Raw genomic sequence first — 14,509 nt, forward strand, 5'->3', positions numbered from 1 at the left:
GAATTGACCAAATCGGGCACTAGCAACGGGAGTCGCACGTGAACGCAAACCAGTTTCTGAAAGCGGTGGAACAGCTCCAGGGCTGGCGTCAGACGGCCTTCCTGCTGGCGCTGGCGGAACGGGCATTCCCCAACTATGCGCTGTTCAGTGAGGCTATCGGCACCAAGGCCGGTGGCAAGATGCGCCAGTTGCTGGATACCGGCTGGGAGCTGTTCGAGGAGAAATCGACGGAAAACACGATTCCGCGGTTGCTGGCCAGGTTGGAGAACCTGAGCCCGGAGGTGGACGCTTACGATGCCTATGGTGTGTATCCGGCTTTCGATTTCTGTGTATTGCTGGAAGAAGCCCTGCTGAGTCGTCTGAATCCGTCAAAGCACCGGGCCACCGAAGCCTCCCGGGTAGCAACCGGCACGGTGATGAACTTCATTATTTTCTCCGAAGGTGACGACCTGGACGATAGCGAGCTGGTGCGCCTGCTGGACAGTCACCCGCTGATGAAGGAAGACAAGATGTTCCAGCGGGACCTGATTCTCGGCCTGAAGCGTCAGCGGGTCCCGAAAGAGCACTATCTCCGGGAACTGCAGGATCTGGCGGCCAATGACGGTGTCAGTAATCTCGGCATTACCCTGGCGGATGATGAGATGGAATAGTGGCGCCATTCAGGGCTGCGGACGTGTAATCAGTTACAGAACAACCGGGTAAGTTGTCATGAAACTCTCTGCTTTTGGTCGCAAGTTTACCGCCGATGCCGGCATTACCTCCCTTATGGATGACCTGGGCAACGCCCTGGCGTCCGGTGACGACATGATCATGATGGGCGGCGGCAATCCCGGCCAGGTGCCGGAGATGCAGCACCGGCTGACGGAAATCCTGGCGGACATGACCCGCGACCCCGAGTCCATGAAACGACTGGTGGGCATTTACGACCCGCCCCAGGGTGAGAAGCGGTTTATCGCCTCGCTGGCGGAGTTGCTGAACCGGGAGTATGGCTGGCAGCTGACCGAAGACAACATTGCCCTGACCAATGGCAGCCAGGCCGCCTTTTTCATGCTGTTCAACATGTTTGGCGGTGACTTTGGCGACGGGGTACGCAAGCAGATACTGTTGCCCCTGGCGCCGGAGTATATCGGCTACGCCGATGCCGGTATCGCCCCGGAGCTGTTCCGGGCGGTGGAGCCGGAGATCAGTTTCACCGGCGCCCACGAGTTCAAGTACCGGGTCGACTTTGATGCCGTGGAAGTCACTGGCGAAACCGGCGCCATCTGCGTATCCCGGCCCACCAATCCCACTGGCAATGTGGTGACCGATGATGAGCTGGCAAGGCTGGAACAGCTGGCCCGCAGTCACGACATTCCGCTGATCGTGGACGGCGCCTATGGCACGCCGTTCCCCAGCCTGATGTACGTGGATGCGGAACCCCGCTGGAATGACCAGATGATCCTCTGTCTGAGCCTGTCCAAGCTGGGGCTGCCAGCCGCCCGCACCGGCATCGTGATTGCCGCCCCGGAGATCATCAGCGCCCTGTCAGGCATCAACGCCATCATGAATCTGGCCACTGGCAGCTTCGGCGCCATGCTGGCGGAGCCTCTGGTGAGGAGCGGTGAGATCCTGTCACTGAGCCGTGACGTGGTCTGTCCCTTCTATCACGCCAAGATGAAGCGGGCGGTACAGGTGTTTACCGATGCCCTGGGGGACGACTGCCGCTGGTACGTTCACAAGCCGGAAGGGGCGATGTTCCTCTGGTTCTGGTTTCCGGACCTGCCTGTGTCCAGCCTCGAGCTGTACCAGCGGCTGAAACGGCGTGGTGTGCTGGTGGTGTCCGGCCACTACTTCTTCCCGGGCCTGCCGGAGAATGACTGGCGGCATCGCCATGAGTGTATCCGCGTGACCTATTCCCAGGACGACGACCGGGTGGCCGAAGGCTTGCGCCTGATCGCCGACGAGGTCAAAACCATCTGGGCGGAGCATCAGGGCAGTTCGGCATCTTCCAGGTTGACCTCGTAACGGCTGCCATCCGGCTCCACCTGCACCAGCCGGACCAGCAGGTAATCCAGTTCCGGAGCGAACCACATCAGGGTTTCCCGCTCGCTGTCTTTGTCCCGGACCTTTTCCACCTTGAGGGTGGCCATTTCGCCCAGTGGTGTGTCCGTGGCTTCCTCTCCGATCACCGCAAAGCGGTCCTGGTCATAGTCCCCGTCGTCGGCAACGGTGTAGGACATCTCCCGCTTTCCGGCTTTCAGGTCCTGTCGCATCTGCAACTGGAACCCCAGGGGATCCAGTGCGTTCTCCGCCATGTCCATGGTGAAGCTGTCACCTTCGTAACTGCCGCTGATGCTGTCTGCTGCCCAGTTGAAGTTCATGGCACGGCTGCGGTTGGACACCATGAGGCCTTTCAGGGCATAGCGGTATTCCAGGGGCCGGATACGGCCATTTTCCCAGCGGAAAGTGACCGACTCGGTGATGTCGGCAATGAAGGAGTCCACGTCAAACCGGTAGAGCCAGGTGCCGTCCGCCTGCTGTTCAAGGGTGCGGATGGCCGACCCGTCGATGGAAAGCCCCTTGTCCATGCTGGCGCCGTAGGTGGCGGACATGGGTGTTAGGTCAGGCTGCTGAGAGCCGGAGGAGCTGTGTCCGGTGGTTTCCGCCAGTGCGCTACTGCTGATGCCAAGCAGCAATACGGCACACGTTACCAGGATTTTTCCGGGGTGAGGGCGATTATCGACTGCGGTCACTGAGGACTTCCTCTACTGCCAGGGTTTCCCCGAGTGTATCGATTGTCCCCCGGTGTTCCCATGACCATTCTGTCACCCGCAATGGTTATCCGGAACACGGGGTTGTCGTACTCAGGCGGCGGGTAGCGTGAGTGCCTCCGGCACCGGGACGTCGTCGAACAGTATGCGGTCGTTGCCGGCCAGCTGCAGGCGGCCTTCGCAGAACCATCGGATAACGATGGGGTAGAGTAAATGCTCACGAGCCTGTACCCGCTCTGCCAGGGTCTCCGCGGTGTCGCCAGGCCTGACGGGCACCTCGGCGCGGGCAATCACCGGGCCACCATCCAGATCTTCCGTCACGAAATGAATGGACACGCCATGCACCTCATCCCCGGCATCGAGCGCCCTTTGATGGGTGTTCAGGCCGCGGTATCTGGGCAGCAGGGAGGGGTGTACGTTGATCATGCGCCCCTGGAAGGCGCGTACGAAGTCTTCGGTCAGGATGCGCATGAAGCCGGCCAGAACCACCAGATCCGGCTGGCGACGCTCCAGTTCGAGTCGCAGAGCGTTATCAAAGGCCTCCCGGGTCTCATATCGGGTGTGATCCACGGTGAAGGTTTCGATGCCTGCCTGCGCGGCGCGCTCAAGGGCGAAGGCCTGAGGCCGGTTACTGCCCACGGCGACAATGTCTCCGGGGAAGTCCCGCTCCCGGGAGGCTTCGATCAGCGCCTGCAGGTTGGTGCCGCTGCCGGATGCAAGAACCAGGATGCGGGGCTTGTCTACCGGATCTGCCTGCATACCGCTCATTCCTCCATCAGGCCCGGAGCATAGCGCACCCGCGCCGGGTCAGAGGCATCACCCCCCGCCTCGATGGTGCCGATCTGCCACGCGTTCTCACCCAGGGCGCTGAGGGTATCCAGTGCCAGCGCTTTCTGATCTTCGGGTACGCAAACAATCATGCCTACACCGCAGTTGAAGGTGCGGTACATTTCCGCGTCCGCCACGCCACCGTTGTCCTTCAGCCACTGGAACACTGCCGGCAATTGCCAGCTGGTGGTATCGATGGCGGCAATGGTGCCGTCGGGGAGTACCCGGGGAATGTTTTCCGGAAACCCCCCACCGGTGATGTGAGACATGGCGTGAACATCAACGGTTTTAATCAGTTGCAGAAGGTTTTTGACGTAAATTCTCGTCGGTGCCATCAGGCATTCTGCCAGGGTCTCATCGCCCATGGGCTGATCCAGGTCGGCATTGGCCACGTCCAGGATCTTGCGGATCAGTGAATAGCCATTGGAGTGGGGACCAGAGGAGGCCAGGGCAATCAGGGCATCGCCGGGCTGTACCCGGGTGCCATCGATCACGTCGTCCCGCTCTACCACACCAACGCAGAAGCCGGCCAGATCATAGTCATCACCTTCATACATGCCCGGCATTTCCGCTGTTTCACCACCCACCAGGGCGCAGCCGGCGAGCTCGCACCCCTTGCCGATACCCTCTACCACATTGGCGGCCACCTCCACATTGAGCTTGCCGGTGGCATAGTAATCCAGGAAAAACAGCGGTTCGGCACCACCGACGACCAGATCATTGACACACATGGCCACCAGGTCGATGCCGATGGTGTCGTGGCTCTGCAACTGCATGGCCAGACGCAGCTTGGTGCCGACCCCGTCCGTGCCGGACACCAGCACCGGCTCCCGGTAACCGGTGGGCAACGAGACCATGGCGCCGAAGCCACCTAGGCCCCCGAGCACTTCCGGACGGCGGGTACGCCTTGCCGTGTCCTTGATGCGGTCTACCAGATCGTTGCCGGCGTCAATATTCACGCCGGCATCGCGGTAGGTGAGGGAGGGCTTCTGTTCGCTCATGTTAGGATCAGCCATGTTGGTCGGTAATGGTAAGCGCGGAATTTTACCAGTTGCCGTGAATGGCTCCAAATATGATTGGCCGCACGTCGGGGCTTTCCCGGATACTGCGCCGGCGTCTGGTTGCTACTCAGGCTATCGGCCTTCGTGTATTCTAGTGTTCCTTCTCACAGGCCCGCTGACAATCGAAAAACATGTCTGAAGGGACACTGGTGTCCCGTCCGTGTATTGCAGGGAGAATCATGGCTGTAACGCATAAAGAGAACCGTCTGTTTCGGGGTGTCGTCATCGTGGTGGCCCTGCTGTGGTCATTGGTGCCGGTTTCCGGGGCCCATGCTGTTGTCGTCAGCGACCTTTACCAGGCGACGGTCCCGGTTTCCGGGCAGAGCGAGTCTCAGCTGGCAAAGGCCCATCAGGCTGGCCTTGAACGGGTACTGGTGCGGGTTTCCGGTGACCGGAATGTGACCGGTCGGGACGGTATGGAAGCTCACCTGGAGGATGCCCGGTCGCTGCTTGAAAGCTCTCAGATGGTGTCCGGCGACAATAACGATGACCGTCTGCAGATGACCTTTTCAGCCCGGGCCGTGAACCGTGTTCTGGCCGAAACCGGCGCGCCGGTGTGGGGTATGAACCGACCGCTGACCCTGGCCTGGATTGCCGTTCAGGATGGCGGCGACCGGGGCCTGCTGGTAGAGACCGGCGAGTCGTCGGAACAGGGCTGGTCGGCACTGATCAGGGATCGTGCCAGCGTCCGCGGCCTGCCGCTGGTGTTGCCACCGGCGGACCGGGCTTCCGATCGCACCTTGTTGTCCGAGGTCTGGGGTCAGTTCATGGGGCAGATTTCCCGGGCTTCCTCCGGCATTGATCATGATCTGCTGGCGGTGGTGCGTGTCATTCGTCGCAATGGTGGCTGGCAGGCAAGCTGGCAGTACCGGGGGCGGGGCATTGAGCAGTCCGGTTCGGTGACGGCCGACAACCCGTCAGCGCTGGCCAGTGCTCTGGTGGATACCCTGGCCGGAGAGCTGGCTTCCCGCTATGCGGTGACAGGTGGTGCCATCAATACCGGCCCCTATCTTCGCCTGGCGGTGGAGGGTGTTCGTTCACCCTCGGACTATGCGGCCATCAAGCGTGCCCTGTCACAGCTGAATCCGGTGGAGTCCGTGGGAGCCATGACCGTGACCCCGGACAGGATCGTGTTTCGCGTAGAACATACCGGGGAAGTCGCCCAGCTCCAGCAGAACATCGCCCTCGACGATCGTTTCCGGGCACTGGATGGCGACAGCGGTGACCGTTCCGGGCAGGAAGCTGATACGTCGCCAATACTGAGCTATCGCTGGCAGAGTGCCGCAGTGGCACCCTCCGGAGAGGCAGACCAATAAACCGGAGTCAGGAAGAAGGACCCGATGTTGAATCGCTGGCGGTGGATACCCAATGGACTGACTTTTCTGCGGATTCTTCTGGTGATCCCGTTCGCCTGGATGCTGGCGGACGACAATCACCAGGCCGCTCTGGTGCTGTTTTTCGTGGCGGCCGCCACCGATGGGCTGGATGGTCTCCTGGCGCGGGTATATGGCTGGAAAAGCCGGCTGGGGGCGATCGCCGATCCGTTGGCCGACAAGCTGCTACTGGTTGTCGCCTACCTGATGCTCAGTGTTACCGGCGTGCTTCCCATGTGGTTGTTCGTGCTGGTTCTGGGGCGTGACCTGTTGATTGTCGGAGGCGGATTGCTGTTCCACCGTCTGATCGGTCCGTTTGAGGTCCGGCCCAGCGTGTTCGGCAAGCTGAACACGCTGGTGCAGATTCTCGCGGCTCTGGCGGTGATGTTCTGGGAGGCCGGCCTGGATCTGCCCGCCAGACCCCATGAAGTCGCCATCTGGGCGGTGGCGTTCATGGCCCTGGTGAGTGGGCTCCACTACGTTGGTTCCTGGGGTATACGCGCGGCCAGGAGCAGGGTGTCATGAGCGGTACACAGCTGGCGCTGGGGGTGCGTCTGAGAGACGATGCCCGCTGGGCCAATTTCCACGGCGAACGCAACGCCACGGCGGCATCGCTGATTCGTGCTGCCTGTGGTGACCCGGCGCATCCGCTGCTGGTGATCTGCGGTGATGAGGATACCGGCAAGAGCCACCTGCTGCAGGCGGCCTGCCATGAATACGAAAACACCGGGCGCAGTGCCTCGTGTTTCAGTCTTGCCGAATTGCGGGAGCTGGGGCCACAGGCGTTGTCCGGGGTTGAAGCCATGGAACTGATCGCCCTTGATGATGTGCATCTGGTTATTGGGCTGCCCGAGTGGGAGGAAGCCCTTTTCCACCTCTATAACCGGGCCAGGGACCTGGGCCATCAGATAATGATTACCCTGAACGACACTCCGGCCGCTCAGGCGTTCAGCCTGGCGGATCTGCGCTCACGCTTTCAGGAAGGGTTGCTGGTCCAGCTGGGCACCTACCGGGATGACGATCGGGTGACCATTGTGCAGGCCAGGGCTGAACAGCGGGGGCTGGTGCTGAACGACGAGGTGGCCGGTTTTATCATGCGTCGTTCTTCCCGGCGCCTGGGGGTATTGTTATCCATTCTTGACCAGCTTGACGAGAACTCCCTCCAGGCTCAGCGGCGGCTGACCATCCCTTTCGTGAAGTCGGTCATGGGGTGGTAAGATGCTTGCCGATTGTCCGTGCCGCCTACCGAGAGAGGAACCCCGCCCATGAGCGCATCCACAGAGCTGTTTTCAGAAGTGGCCGATCGCCTTCTGGGTGTCGAAATAGAAATGCGCCGGATCGAGGTGTGGTCCACCGAGCCACCCTCCGCAGAGGCTCTGGCCAGCAGCCAGCCATTCTGCATTGATACCCTGGAATTCACCGAGTGGTTGCAGTTCGTGTTCCTGGAGCGCATGCGCTTCATCGTGGAGCAGGGGCATGGGCTACCCGGGGTTTCCGGTATTGCGCCGATGGCGGAAGAGCACTTTCGTGGCCGCTCGGAATCCGGTGATGGCCTGGTTCGTGAGCTCGAAGCTATTGACACACTGCTCAGCGATTCCTGACCGCCGGGTTGTCCGGTATTTCCGGCAGTAGCCGGCGCCCCTGACGCACTTCGGCGAACAGGTCGGCGAGTTGGTCGCTGGATACCGGTGGGCTGAACCGGTGCCCCTGGAACAGATGGCACCCCGACTGTCGCAGGAAACGATCCTGCTCCTCGCTCTCCACGCCGGCGGCCGCCACCGTCAACGACAACTGCCGCGCCAGGCTGATCAGCGTGTGAGTGATGGCTGCGGTGTTCTCGTCGCCGGGCGCCCGATGTAACAGGGCGGAATCAATCTTGACCTGATCGAACGGCAGCTCCCTCAGCAGGGTAAGCGATGACAAGCCGCTGCCGAACCGGTCCAGGGTCAGGCCTATACCAATGGCCTTCAGCTTGTGCAGCACCGCCGCCGTTTCCTCCAGGCGGTCCGACAGGATTCTTTCATCAATCTCGACCATCAGCAGAGCCGGATCAATACGGGTGTCGGTAATCGTGCGCTGCAGTTCATCCGCCAGGTGAGGGTGATTGTACTGGCGGGAGGACAGGTTGATGCTGATGCGCACCGGGGTGCCGCTCATGGTCTGGATGGCGCGGGCCTGCAGGCAGGCATTGTTGCAGATCCACTCACCGATGGCGTGGAGCTGTCCGCTCTGTTCCGCCACTTCCAGGAAGTCTTTCGGCGTCAGCAGGCCGCGCCCGGGATGATTCCAGCGCAGCAGGCTTTCCAGCCCTACAATCTCGCCACTGCGGGCATCAAGCACCGGCTGATAATGCAGCACCAACTCGCCCGCACGGATACCGGCACGCAGCTCCTGTTCCAGGGACATCTGTCGCTGAACTTCCTGGTTCATTTCTTCGCTGAAGAACTGGATATTGTTGCGGCCGGCCTTCTTGGCCCGGTACATGGCCATATCGGCGTTCTTGAGCAGCCGCTCGTAGCTGGTTCCGTCATCGGGGGCCACGGTGATACCGATACTGGAGGTAATGACCAGTTCACCGCCGGGCACGGTCACCGGCTCGGTGATGGCTTCGAGAATACCTCTGGCAACCTTTTCGCAGCCCTCCGCTCCACTGACATGGCGAAGCAGCACGGCGAACTCGTCGCCGCCAAGGCGGGCGATGGTGTCTTCCTCACGCACATTCTCCTTCAGCCGCTGCGACAGGGTTTTCAACAGAGTGTCGCCGGCATCGTGGCCCAGGGTGTCGTTGATGCGCTTGAAGTGATCCACGTCCAGGCCGATCAGCGCACAGTTGTGGCCATGACGGTCGGCGCTGGCCAGGGCCCGGCGGCAGCGGTCCTCGAACAGACGGCGGTTGGCGGTACCGGTCAGCACGTCGAAGTGGGCCAGGTAGTGCAGCTGATCCTGGGTCTTGCGGATCTCGGATATGTTCTGCCCGATCAGAATCAGCTGCTGGCGGTCATCTTCCTCATCGTGCAGCAGGTTCAGGTTCCAGAGAATGATGTGGTCGGTGCCGTCGTAGGCCTGTATACCGGTTTCCAGGATTTCCCGGTTATTGGCGCCCGCGCCCAGCGTCTTGAGGATTTTCCAGCTCATTTCGTCCCGGTATTCCTCCGGGATAAAGGTCTCGATCAGGTGACGGCCCACGGCCTCGTCGCGGCTGTAACCGAACAGTGTTTCGGCCGAGGCGTTCCACTGGCGGATGCGGAAACCGGAATCGATCAGCATGATGGGGGTCGCCGCGGTATCGAACAGCGCCCGGAAGTGCCGCGAGGACCGACGGAACGAGCGCTCTGCCTGCTGGCGTACGAAAATTTCGTCGCGGAGTTCCTGGTTGATGGCCTGCAGTTCGCGGGTGCGCTCCTCCACCACGTCTTCCAGGCGAGACTCGATCCGGCGGCGTTCCCGCAGCAGTGCGCGTACGTAAACAAAGGTGCCGGCCAGAATCAGCATGGCGGGCCCGGCGGACCACAGGAACTGCATCAGGGCTTCCCGCTCGATAGGCACTTTCGGTGCCGTGAGGAGCATCAGGGGGCTCAGAGCCAGTGCCAGTACCACCAGGCTGACAAGGCTGTCGGCAACGATGGCTAACCATCGTTCTCGGTTTTGTATAGTCCTGGATCTGTTCACGTATCCCTACCTGTGCCCGGCTTTTCCGTTTCGCCCGATTATCATTTGACGTCAGCCCGGGTGAGGGCTGGCCGAGTGTCCCTTAGCGAAGTCTCATGGACAGATCGATGGCTTCCACATCCTTGGTCAGTGTCCCTATGGATATATAGTCGACACCGGTTTCTGCAATGGGTACCAGGGTGTCCCGATTGATGCCGCCGGACGCTTCCAGACGACAGGTTCCCGCGGCCATCCGCACGGCGGTTTTCATGTCCGCCAGGGAAAACTCGTCCAGCATGATCACATCCGCACCGGCCTCCATCGCCTGCTGCAGCTCGTGCATGTCTTCCGTTTCCACTTCCACCGGCCGCCCCGGGGCTATCTGCCGTGCCTGCCGGACCGCTTCGGCAATGGAGCCACAGGCGGCAATGTGGTTTTCCTTGATCAGGAACGCGTCCCACAGGCCTATACGATGGTTATAGCAGCCTCCGCAGGTCACTGCGTACTTTTCTGCCAGACGCAGCCCCGGCAGGGTTTTGCGAGTATCCAGCAGCCTCACTCCGGTATGGGCCACCTGATCGGCGAACTGCTGGCACCGGGTGGCAACGCCGGACAGGGTCTGCAGCCAGTTCAGGGCCGATCGCTCACCGGTGAGCAGACTGCGGGCCGGACCTTCGCAGGTGAACAGGGTCTGATCCGCTGACACCTGCTCACCGTCCGACACATGCCAGGTGACCGTGACCGCCGGATCGATCTGGCGGAAGACTTCGTCGACCCATGCCTGTCCGGCAACAACCGCCGGTACCCGGGTGATGACCCGGGCCTGGGCCAGCCGGTACTCCGGGATCAGGGCTGCGGTAATGTCACCATCACCGATATCTTCCCGCAAAGTCAGGGCCACGGACTCGATACGGGACTGACGCAAAAGCTCGTTGGACAGGGGTGTCATGGCAAAGGGTTTCCGGTTGGTCGAATCGGGCCGCTGATTGTATCGGCCGGGCCGTTCACTGGAAACACCCTGTGGCTTTTTCGAGCGTTCCAGGCGGTGACGTTGTACGTCAGTTCTTGTTGAATGGCGACCAGTCAGATCACTTCTGAGGCCTGGAATACGGAGCCGCCTGTCAGAATTGTGATGCCGTTCCGGTGTTCACAAATGGTGACAAAAACTGACACATATTGACGGAGTGTAAGCCTATGATAGCAAGTGAAGTGTTAACCAATGTTAAACGGGGCCTGATGTCATGGCACAGCAAAGCAAGGTAGTCAGTCTCAGAGAAGCGCAGGGACCGCGTGTCGAGTTACCCCCTGCGCTGATTCGTCTGAGGGATGCCTCTGCGCGCACCCTCAGCACGGTGATGTCGGAATTTTTCGACAGTGCTGATGATGTGCTGTTCGGCATGGCGGATCGCGCCGGCTCCAACCAGGACCAGATCGCCTACTTCGACGCCATGCGGGAGTTGCGCCTGCGTCGCAAGGCCATGACCAACACCATGCTCGGCTGGGTGGCACGGGCTTTCAACGAAATCGGCCGTTTTGATCCCATGCCCCGTAGTCGGGGTCTGGAGGAGGTGGACCAGGATTCGCTGTCACTGCTCGATGACGGTGAACTGGAACAGAAAGTGGCCATTGACAGCCTGATCAACAAGCTGGCTACCCGTTACGCTGAGCCGGTTCGTCTGCTCAGCGTCCGGTTTGCTCATGTTTCCGGACACCGTGAGCTTGCCGACCGCCAGATGCCCCTGAGCCCGGAAGTGATCTGTACAGGCCTGGGTGAAGCCAGTGGCGAGCTGGACATCGACATCCGTGCCCGCCTGGTGGTTCTCAAGCTGTTCGACCGGCTGTTGGTGGATCGCCTGAGCAGCCTCTACCAGGATGCCAACCACCTGCTGGTGGCTGAGGGTGTGCTGCCGGACCTGAAGCGCCCGCCTGCCGCAACGCCGCAAAACCGGGCGGCTCCAGGGCGCTCGGTGCCGCCGTCCCGCTCTGGTGGTGCCACCAATACTGGCGTTACCGGCGCCGACCGCGCCGAGGGTGAGTCCTCGGTGACTTTCTCCGAACTTACCGCATTGCTGCACGGCAGTGATGGCGGTCAGGCGGGTTCGGGCCATGGCGTGTCCCAGGGAGCCAGTGGTGCCGGAGAACTGGGCACCGGCGACCTGATGAGTCAGTTGGGGGGGCTGCAGGGCTCCGCCATGACCAGCGAGAATGGCCAGGTGGTCCCCCTGTCTGAACTGCTGGCGCGGGCACTGAATCGTGGGCCTGGCCGCAGCTTGCCGGTTAACCAGGTGGATGGCGATGTCATTAACCTGGTGGCCATGCTGTTCGAATTCATCCTGGACGACCGCCAGTTGCCTGCGGTGATGAAGATGCTGATCGGCCGTCTGCAGATTCCGGTGGTCAAGGTCGCCCTGATCGATCGCAGTTTCTTCAACCGTGGTGGTCATCCCGCCCGCAAGCTTCTGAACGAGCTGGCCATGGCGGGTATTGGCTGGACACCCCGTGGCGACAACCAGCGTGATCCGCTGAAGGAAAAGGTTGAAAGTGTCGTTGAGCGGTTGCTGAACGAATTTACCGACAATGTGGGCCTGTTCGACGAGCTGCTCAAGGATTTCCAGCACTTCATGGACCTGGACCGTCGTCGCCGTGAACTGGTGGAACAGCGCCTGCGTGACGCGGAAGAAGGCAGGGCACGGCACGAGCTGGCCCGCGAGAAGATCAGAACGCTGCTGGATGGTCTGCTGGAGACCTATGACGTGCCAGACCGTGCCCGGGCGATTGTCAACGAGCCCTGGCGCAAGTACCTGGAGTGGTTATTCCTGCGGGAAGGCGAGAAGTCGGTGGCCTGGCAGGAAGCCACCGACCTGACCATCCGGCTCGCCTGGAGCCTGGACCCGCAACCGGTGGAAGAGTCCACCCGGGATGATCTTCTCAAGGCGATTCCCGGCATTACCGATGCCCTGCGCAACGGGCTTCATGAAATCTCCTGGGACCCGTTTGCCATTGATGCGGCAATTCGTGATCTGGAACTCGCTCATGTGGACGTACTGCAGGGGCTGGTGACGCGGCCCCCGCAAACGCCCCCCGAGGAAGAGCTGCCTTCCGGTCCGGCGGATGAAGTGGCCGCCGATCCGCTGCCGGAAAACGCCGGGGCGGACATGGCACCGGTTGCCGAGCCGGATCAACCTGCAACGCTGAAGGCAGACGAAGCCCCGCAAACGTCAGATCCGGTTACCGAACCGGCTGTTGCCAAGGCCGGTACCACCGAGGTACCCGAAAAGCCGGCGGAAACCGCACCAGCCACAGCCGCTGGGGAACCAGACCCGGTGTGGATGGAAAAGGCCGCCGGCCTGCGGGTGGGCTGCTGGATGGAAATGCCCCGGGACAATGGTCGTCTGCGTTGCAAGCTGGCGGCGATTATCCGGGCGACCGGCAAGTACATCTTCGTCAACCGCAACGGTGCCAAGGTAGCCGAGTATCTCCAGGGTGAGCTGGCCCAGACCTTGTCGGAAGGCAAGATCACCCTGCTGGATGATGGCCTCATTTTCGACAGGGCGCTGGAGTCGATTATCGACAATCTCCGTCACAACCGCCGGGACTGACTGAGCTGAGCGTGAGGGCGAACTGCACTCGCCTCGGCGGGACCTTTGTGGTTCAATCCGGGGATCCATTTCGTCGTAATCCGCAGGAACTCCGTGTCTGAACCCGAATACCCCCGCTTTCCTTCCGAGCTGAGGCAATCCGGCCGCCTTCCGCAGGCCCGCTGGTGCCCGTCACCCAATTTCGGCCCCCGGCCGGATCAGGACGACATCTCTCTGCTGGTGGTTCATAACATCAGCCTGCCGCCGCAGCAGTTCGGTGGTTCACACATCGAGGACTTCTTCTGTAACCGGCTGGATACGTCAGCCCACCCGTACTTTGAGGAAATCGGCGGCATGAAGGTGTCGTCCCACCTGCTGATTCGTCGTGATGGTGAGTTGCTGCAGTTTGTCAGTCTGCGGGACCGGGCCTGGCACGCGGGGCGATCGGTGTTCTGCGGGCGGGAGGAATGTAATGATTACTCAATCGGCATTGAGCTGGAAGGGGCGGACCATATTCCCTACACGGCTGACCAGTACCGTCAGTTGACGGAGGTCACCCGTGAGATCATGGCCGCCTGGCCGGCAATAACGGAAGACCGCATAGCCGGCCACAGTGATATTGCCCCCGGGCGCAAGACGGATCCCGGTCCCGCCTTTGACTGGCGGCATTTCCGCCGGTTGCTGGGCAGCTGAGCAGCGCTCAGATTTCGGAGCGTTGCTGTTCCCAGAGTATTTCATCGCGGCCATTGCGCCGTGCCAGTACCCTGGCCACCACGAACAGCAGGTCTGAAAGACGGTTCAGATAATGACGGGCATCGGGGTTGATCGAGTCTTCATGACTGAGAGCCACCACCACCCGTTCCGCCCGACGGCAGACAGCCCGGGCCAGGTGGCATTGAGCCGCAGCCATTGAGCCCCCGGGCAGCACGAAGTTCCTGAGCGGGGGCAGGTCCGCGTTGTGGCCGTCCATGGTGTCTTCCAGCCACTGGATATGTTGTTCACCAATCACCCTGCTACCGGGGATGGCGAACTCGCCGCCCAGGTCGAACAGGTGGTGCTGGATGCGGCGCATGGCGTCAGCCAGTTGTTCCTCACCGTCCAGTTGCTCGACCAGCAGGCCGATATGGCAGTTGAGTTCGTCAGCGGTGCCCATGGCTTCCACCCGCTGGGCATTCTTGGCGATGCGGTTGCCGTCGGCCAGGCCGGTGGAGCCATCGTCACCGGTGCGGGTATAGATCTTCGAAAGTCGGTTGCCCATGAAGGAACTCCGG

General features: G+C 61.4%; 14 protein-coding genes. 8 read left to right on the forward strand and 6 right to left on the reverse strand.

Going from position 1 to position 14,509, the window contains the following annotated elements:
* Nucleotides 1-38 precede the first annotated feature (38 nt).
* Nucleotides 39-650 carry a YjaG family protein gene (locus IE079_RS04860; RefSeq protein WP_189573663.1) on the forward strand — a complete coding sequence of 204 codons (612 nt, stop codon included), beginning with the start codon at nucleotides 39-41 and terminating at the stop codon, nucleotides 648-650.
* A 58-nt stretch (nucleotides 651-708) separates the two neighbouring features.
* Entirely contained in the window at nucleotides 709-2,004 is a 1,296-nt protein-coding gene (locus IE079_RS04865; RefSeq protein WP_189573666.1) for a valine--pyruvate transaminase, read from the forward strand.
* Here the strand turns inward: IE079_RS04865 and IE079_RS04870 are convergent.
* From IE079_RS04870 to purM, 3 genes are all read right to left on the reverse strand, one after another.
* Complete coding sequence (locus IE079_RS04870) at nucleotides 1,968-2,732, reverse strand: DUF3108 domain-containing protein (protein ID WP_189573669.1); 765 nt, start codon at nucleotides 2,730-2,732, stop codon at nucleotides 1,968-1,970. The genes IE079_RS04865 and IE079_RS04870 overlap by 37 nt on opposite strands.
* Nucleotides 2,733-2,843: 111 nt before the next feature.
* Entirely contained in the window at nucleotides 2,844-3,509 is a 666-nt protein-coding gene (gene purN, locus IE079_RS04875) for a phosphoribosylglycinamide formyltransferase (RefSeq protein ID WP_189573672.1), read from the reverse strand.
* Between the two features lie 5 nt (nucleotides 3,510-3,514).
* Nucleotides 3,515-4,579: a phosphoribosylformylglycinamidine cyclo-ligase gene (gene purM, locus IE079_RS04880; protein WP_189573675.1), complete on the reverse strand. Its 1,065-nt coding sequence runs from the start codon at nucleotides 4,577-4,579 to the stop codon at nucleotides 3,515-3,517.
* 239 nt (nucleotides 4,580-4,818) lie between these two features.
* On the opposite strand from purM, the gene IE079_RS04885 reads away from it, so the two are divergent.
* Genes IE079_RS04885 through IE079_RS04900 form a run of 4 tightly spaced genes read left to right on the forward strand, consistent with a single transcriptional unit; the run spans nucleotide 4,819 to nucleotide 7,613 of the window.
* Nucleotides 4,819-5,955: a DUF2066 domain-containing protein gene (locus IE079_RS04885; RefSeq protein ID WP_189573679.1), complete on the forward strand. Its 1,137-nt coding sequence runs from the start codon at nucleotides 4,819-4,821 to the stop codon at nucleotides 5,953-5,955.
* 24 nt (nucleotides 5,956-5,979) lie between these two features.
* The gene (locus IE079_RS04890; RefSeq protein ID WP_189573682.1) at nucleotides 5,980-6,537 is read left to right on the forward strand and encodes a CDP-alcohol phosphatidyltransferase family protein; all 558 of its coding nucleotides are present in this window, start codon (nucleotides 5,980-5,982) and stop codon (nucleotides 6,535-6,537) included.
* Nucleotides 6,534-7,229 carry a DnaA regulatory inactivator Hda gene (gene hda, locus IE079_RS04895; protein WP_189573686.1) on the forward strand — a complete coding sequence of 232 codons (696 nt, stop codon included), beginning with the start codon at nucleotides 6,534-6,536 and terminating at the stop codon, nucleotides 7,227-7,229. Before IE079_RS04890 ends, hda begins: the two co-directional genes overlap by 4 nt.
* 48 nt (nucleotides 7,230-7,277) lie before the next feature.
* Nucleotides 7,278-7,613 (forward strand): YqcC family protein, encoded by a 336-nt coding sequence (locus IE079_RS04900; protein WP_189573689.1) that lies wholly within the window; start codon nucleotides 7,278-7,280, stop codon nucleotides 7,611-7,613.
* On the opposite strand, the gene IE079_RS04905 is transcribed toward IE079_RS04900, so the two are convergent.
* A complete protein-coding gene (locus IE079_RS04905) occupies nucleotides 7,600-9,681 on the reverse strand; it encodes a putative bifunctional diguanylate cyclase/phosphodiesterase (RefSeq protein ID WP_189573692.1) in 2,082 nt (693 codons plus the stop codon). The genes IE079_RS04900 and IE079_RS04905 overlap by 14 nt on opposite strands.
* A gap of 82 nt (nucleotides 9,682-9,763) precedes the next feature.
* Nucleotides 9,764-10,609 (reverse strand): carboxylating nicotinate-nucleotide diphosphorylase, encoded by an 846-nt coding sequence (nadC, locus tag IE079_RS04910; RefSeq protein ID WP_189573695.1) that lies wholly within the window; start codon nucleotides 10,607-10,609, stop codon nucleotides 9,764-9,766.
* A 292-nt stretch (nucleotides 10,610-10,901) separates the two neighbouring features.
* Between nadC and IE079_RS04915 the strand changes: the two genes are divergently transcribed.
* Together IE079_RS04915 and ampD are read left to right on the forward strand one after the other, a co-directional pair.
* A complete protein-coding gene (locus IE079_RS04915) occupies nucleotides 10,902-13,259 on the forward strand; it encodes a DUF1631 domain-containing protein (RefSeq protein WP_189573698.1) in 2,358 nt (785 codons plus the stop codon).
* A gap of 93 nt (nucleotides 13,260-13,352) precedes the next feature.
* Complete coding sequence (gene ampD, locus IE079_RS04920; RefSeq protein ID WP_373296175.1) at nucleotides 13,353-13,931, forward strand: 1,6-anhydro-N-acetylmuramyl-L-alanine amidase AmpD; 579 nt, start codon at nucleotides 13,353-13,355, stop codon at nucleotides 13,929-13,931.
* A 7-nt stretch (nucleotides 13,932-13,938) separates the two neighbouring features.
* Here the strand turns inward: ampD and IE079_RS04925 are convergent, their stop codons facing one another.
* A complete protein-coding gene (locus tag IE079_RS04925; RefSeq protein WP_189573701.1) occupies nucleotides 13,939-14,496 on the reverse strand; it encodes a cob(I)yrinic acid a,c-diamide adenosyltransferase in 558 nt (185 codons plus the stop codon).
* Nucleotides 14,497-14,509 lie beyond the last annotated feature (13 nt).

Origin of the sequence: Marinobacter zhanjiangensis (assembly GCF_014651935.1) — a bacterium.
Lineage (GTDB): Bacteria > Pseudomonadota > Gammaproteobacteria > Pseudomonadales > Oleiphilaceae > Marinobacter > Marinobacter zhanjiangensis.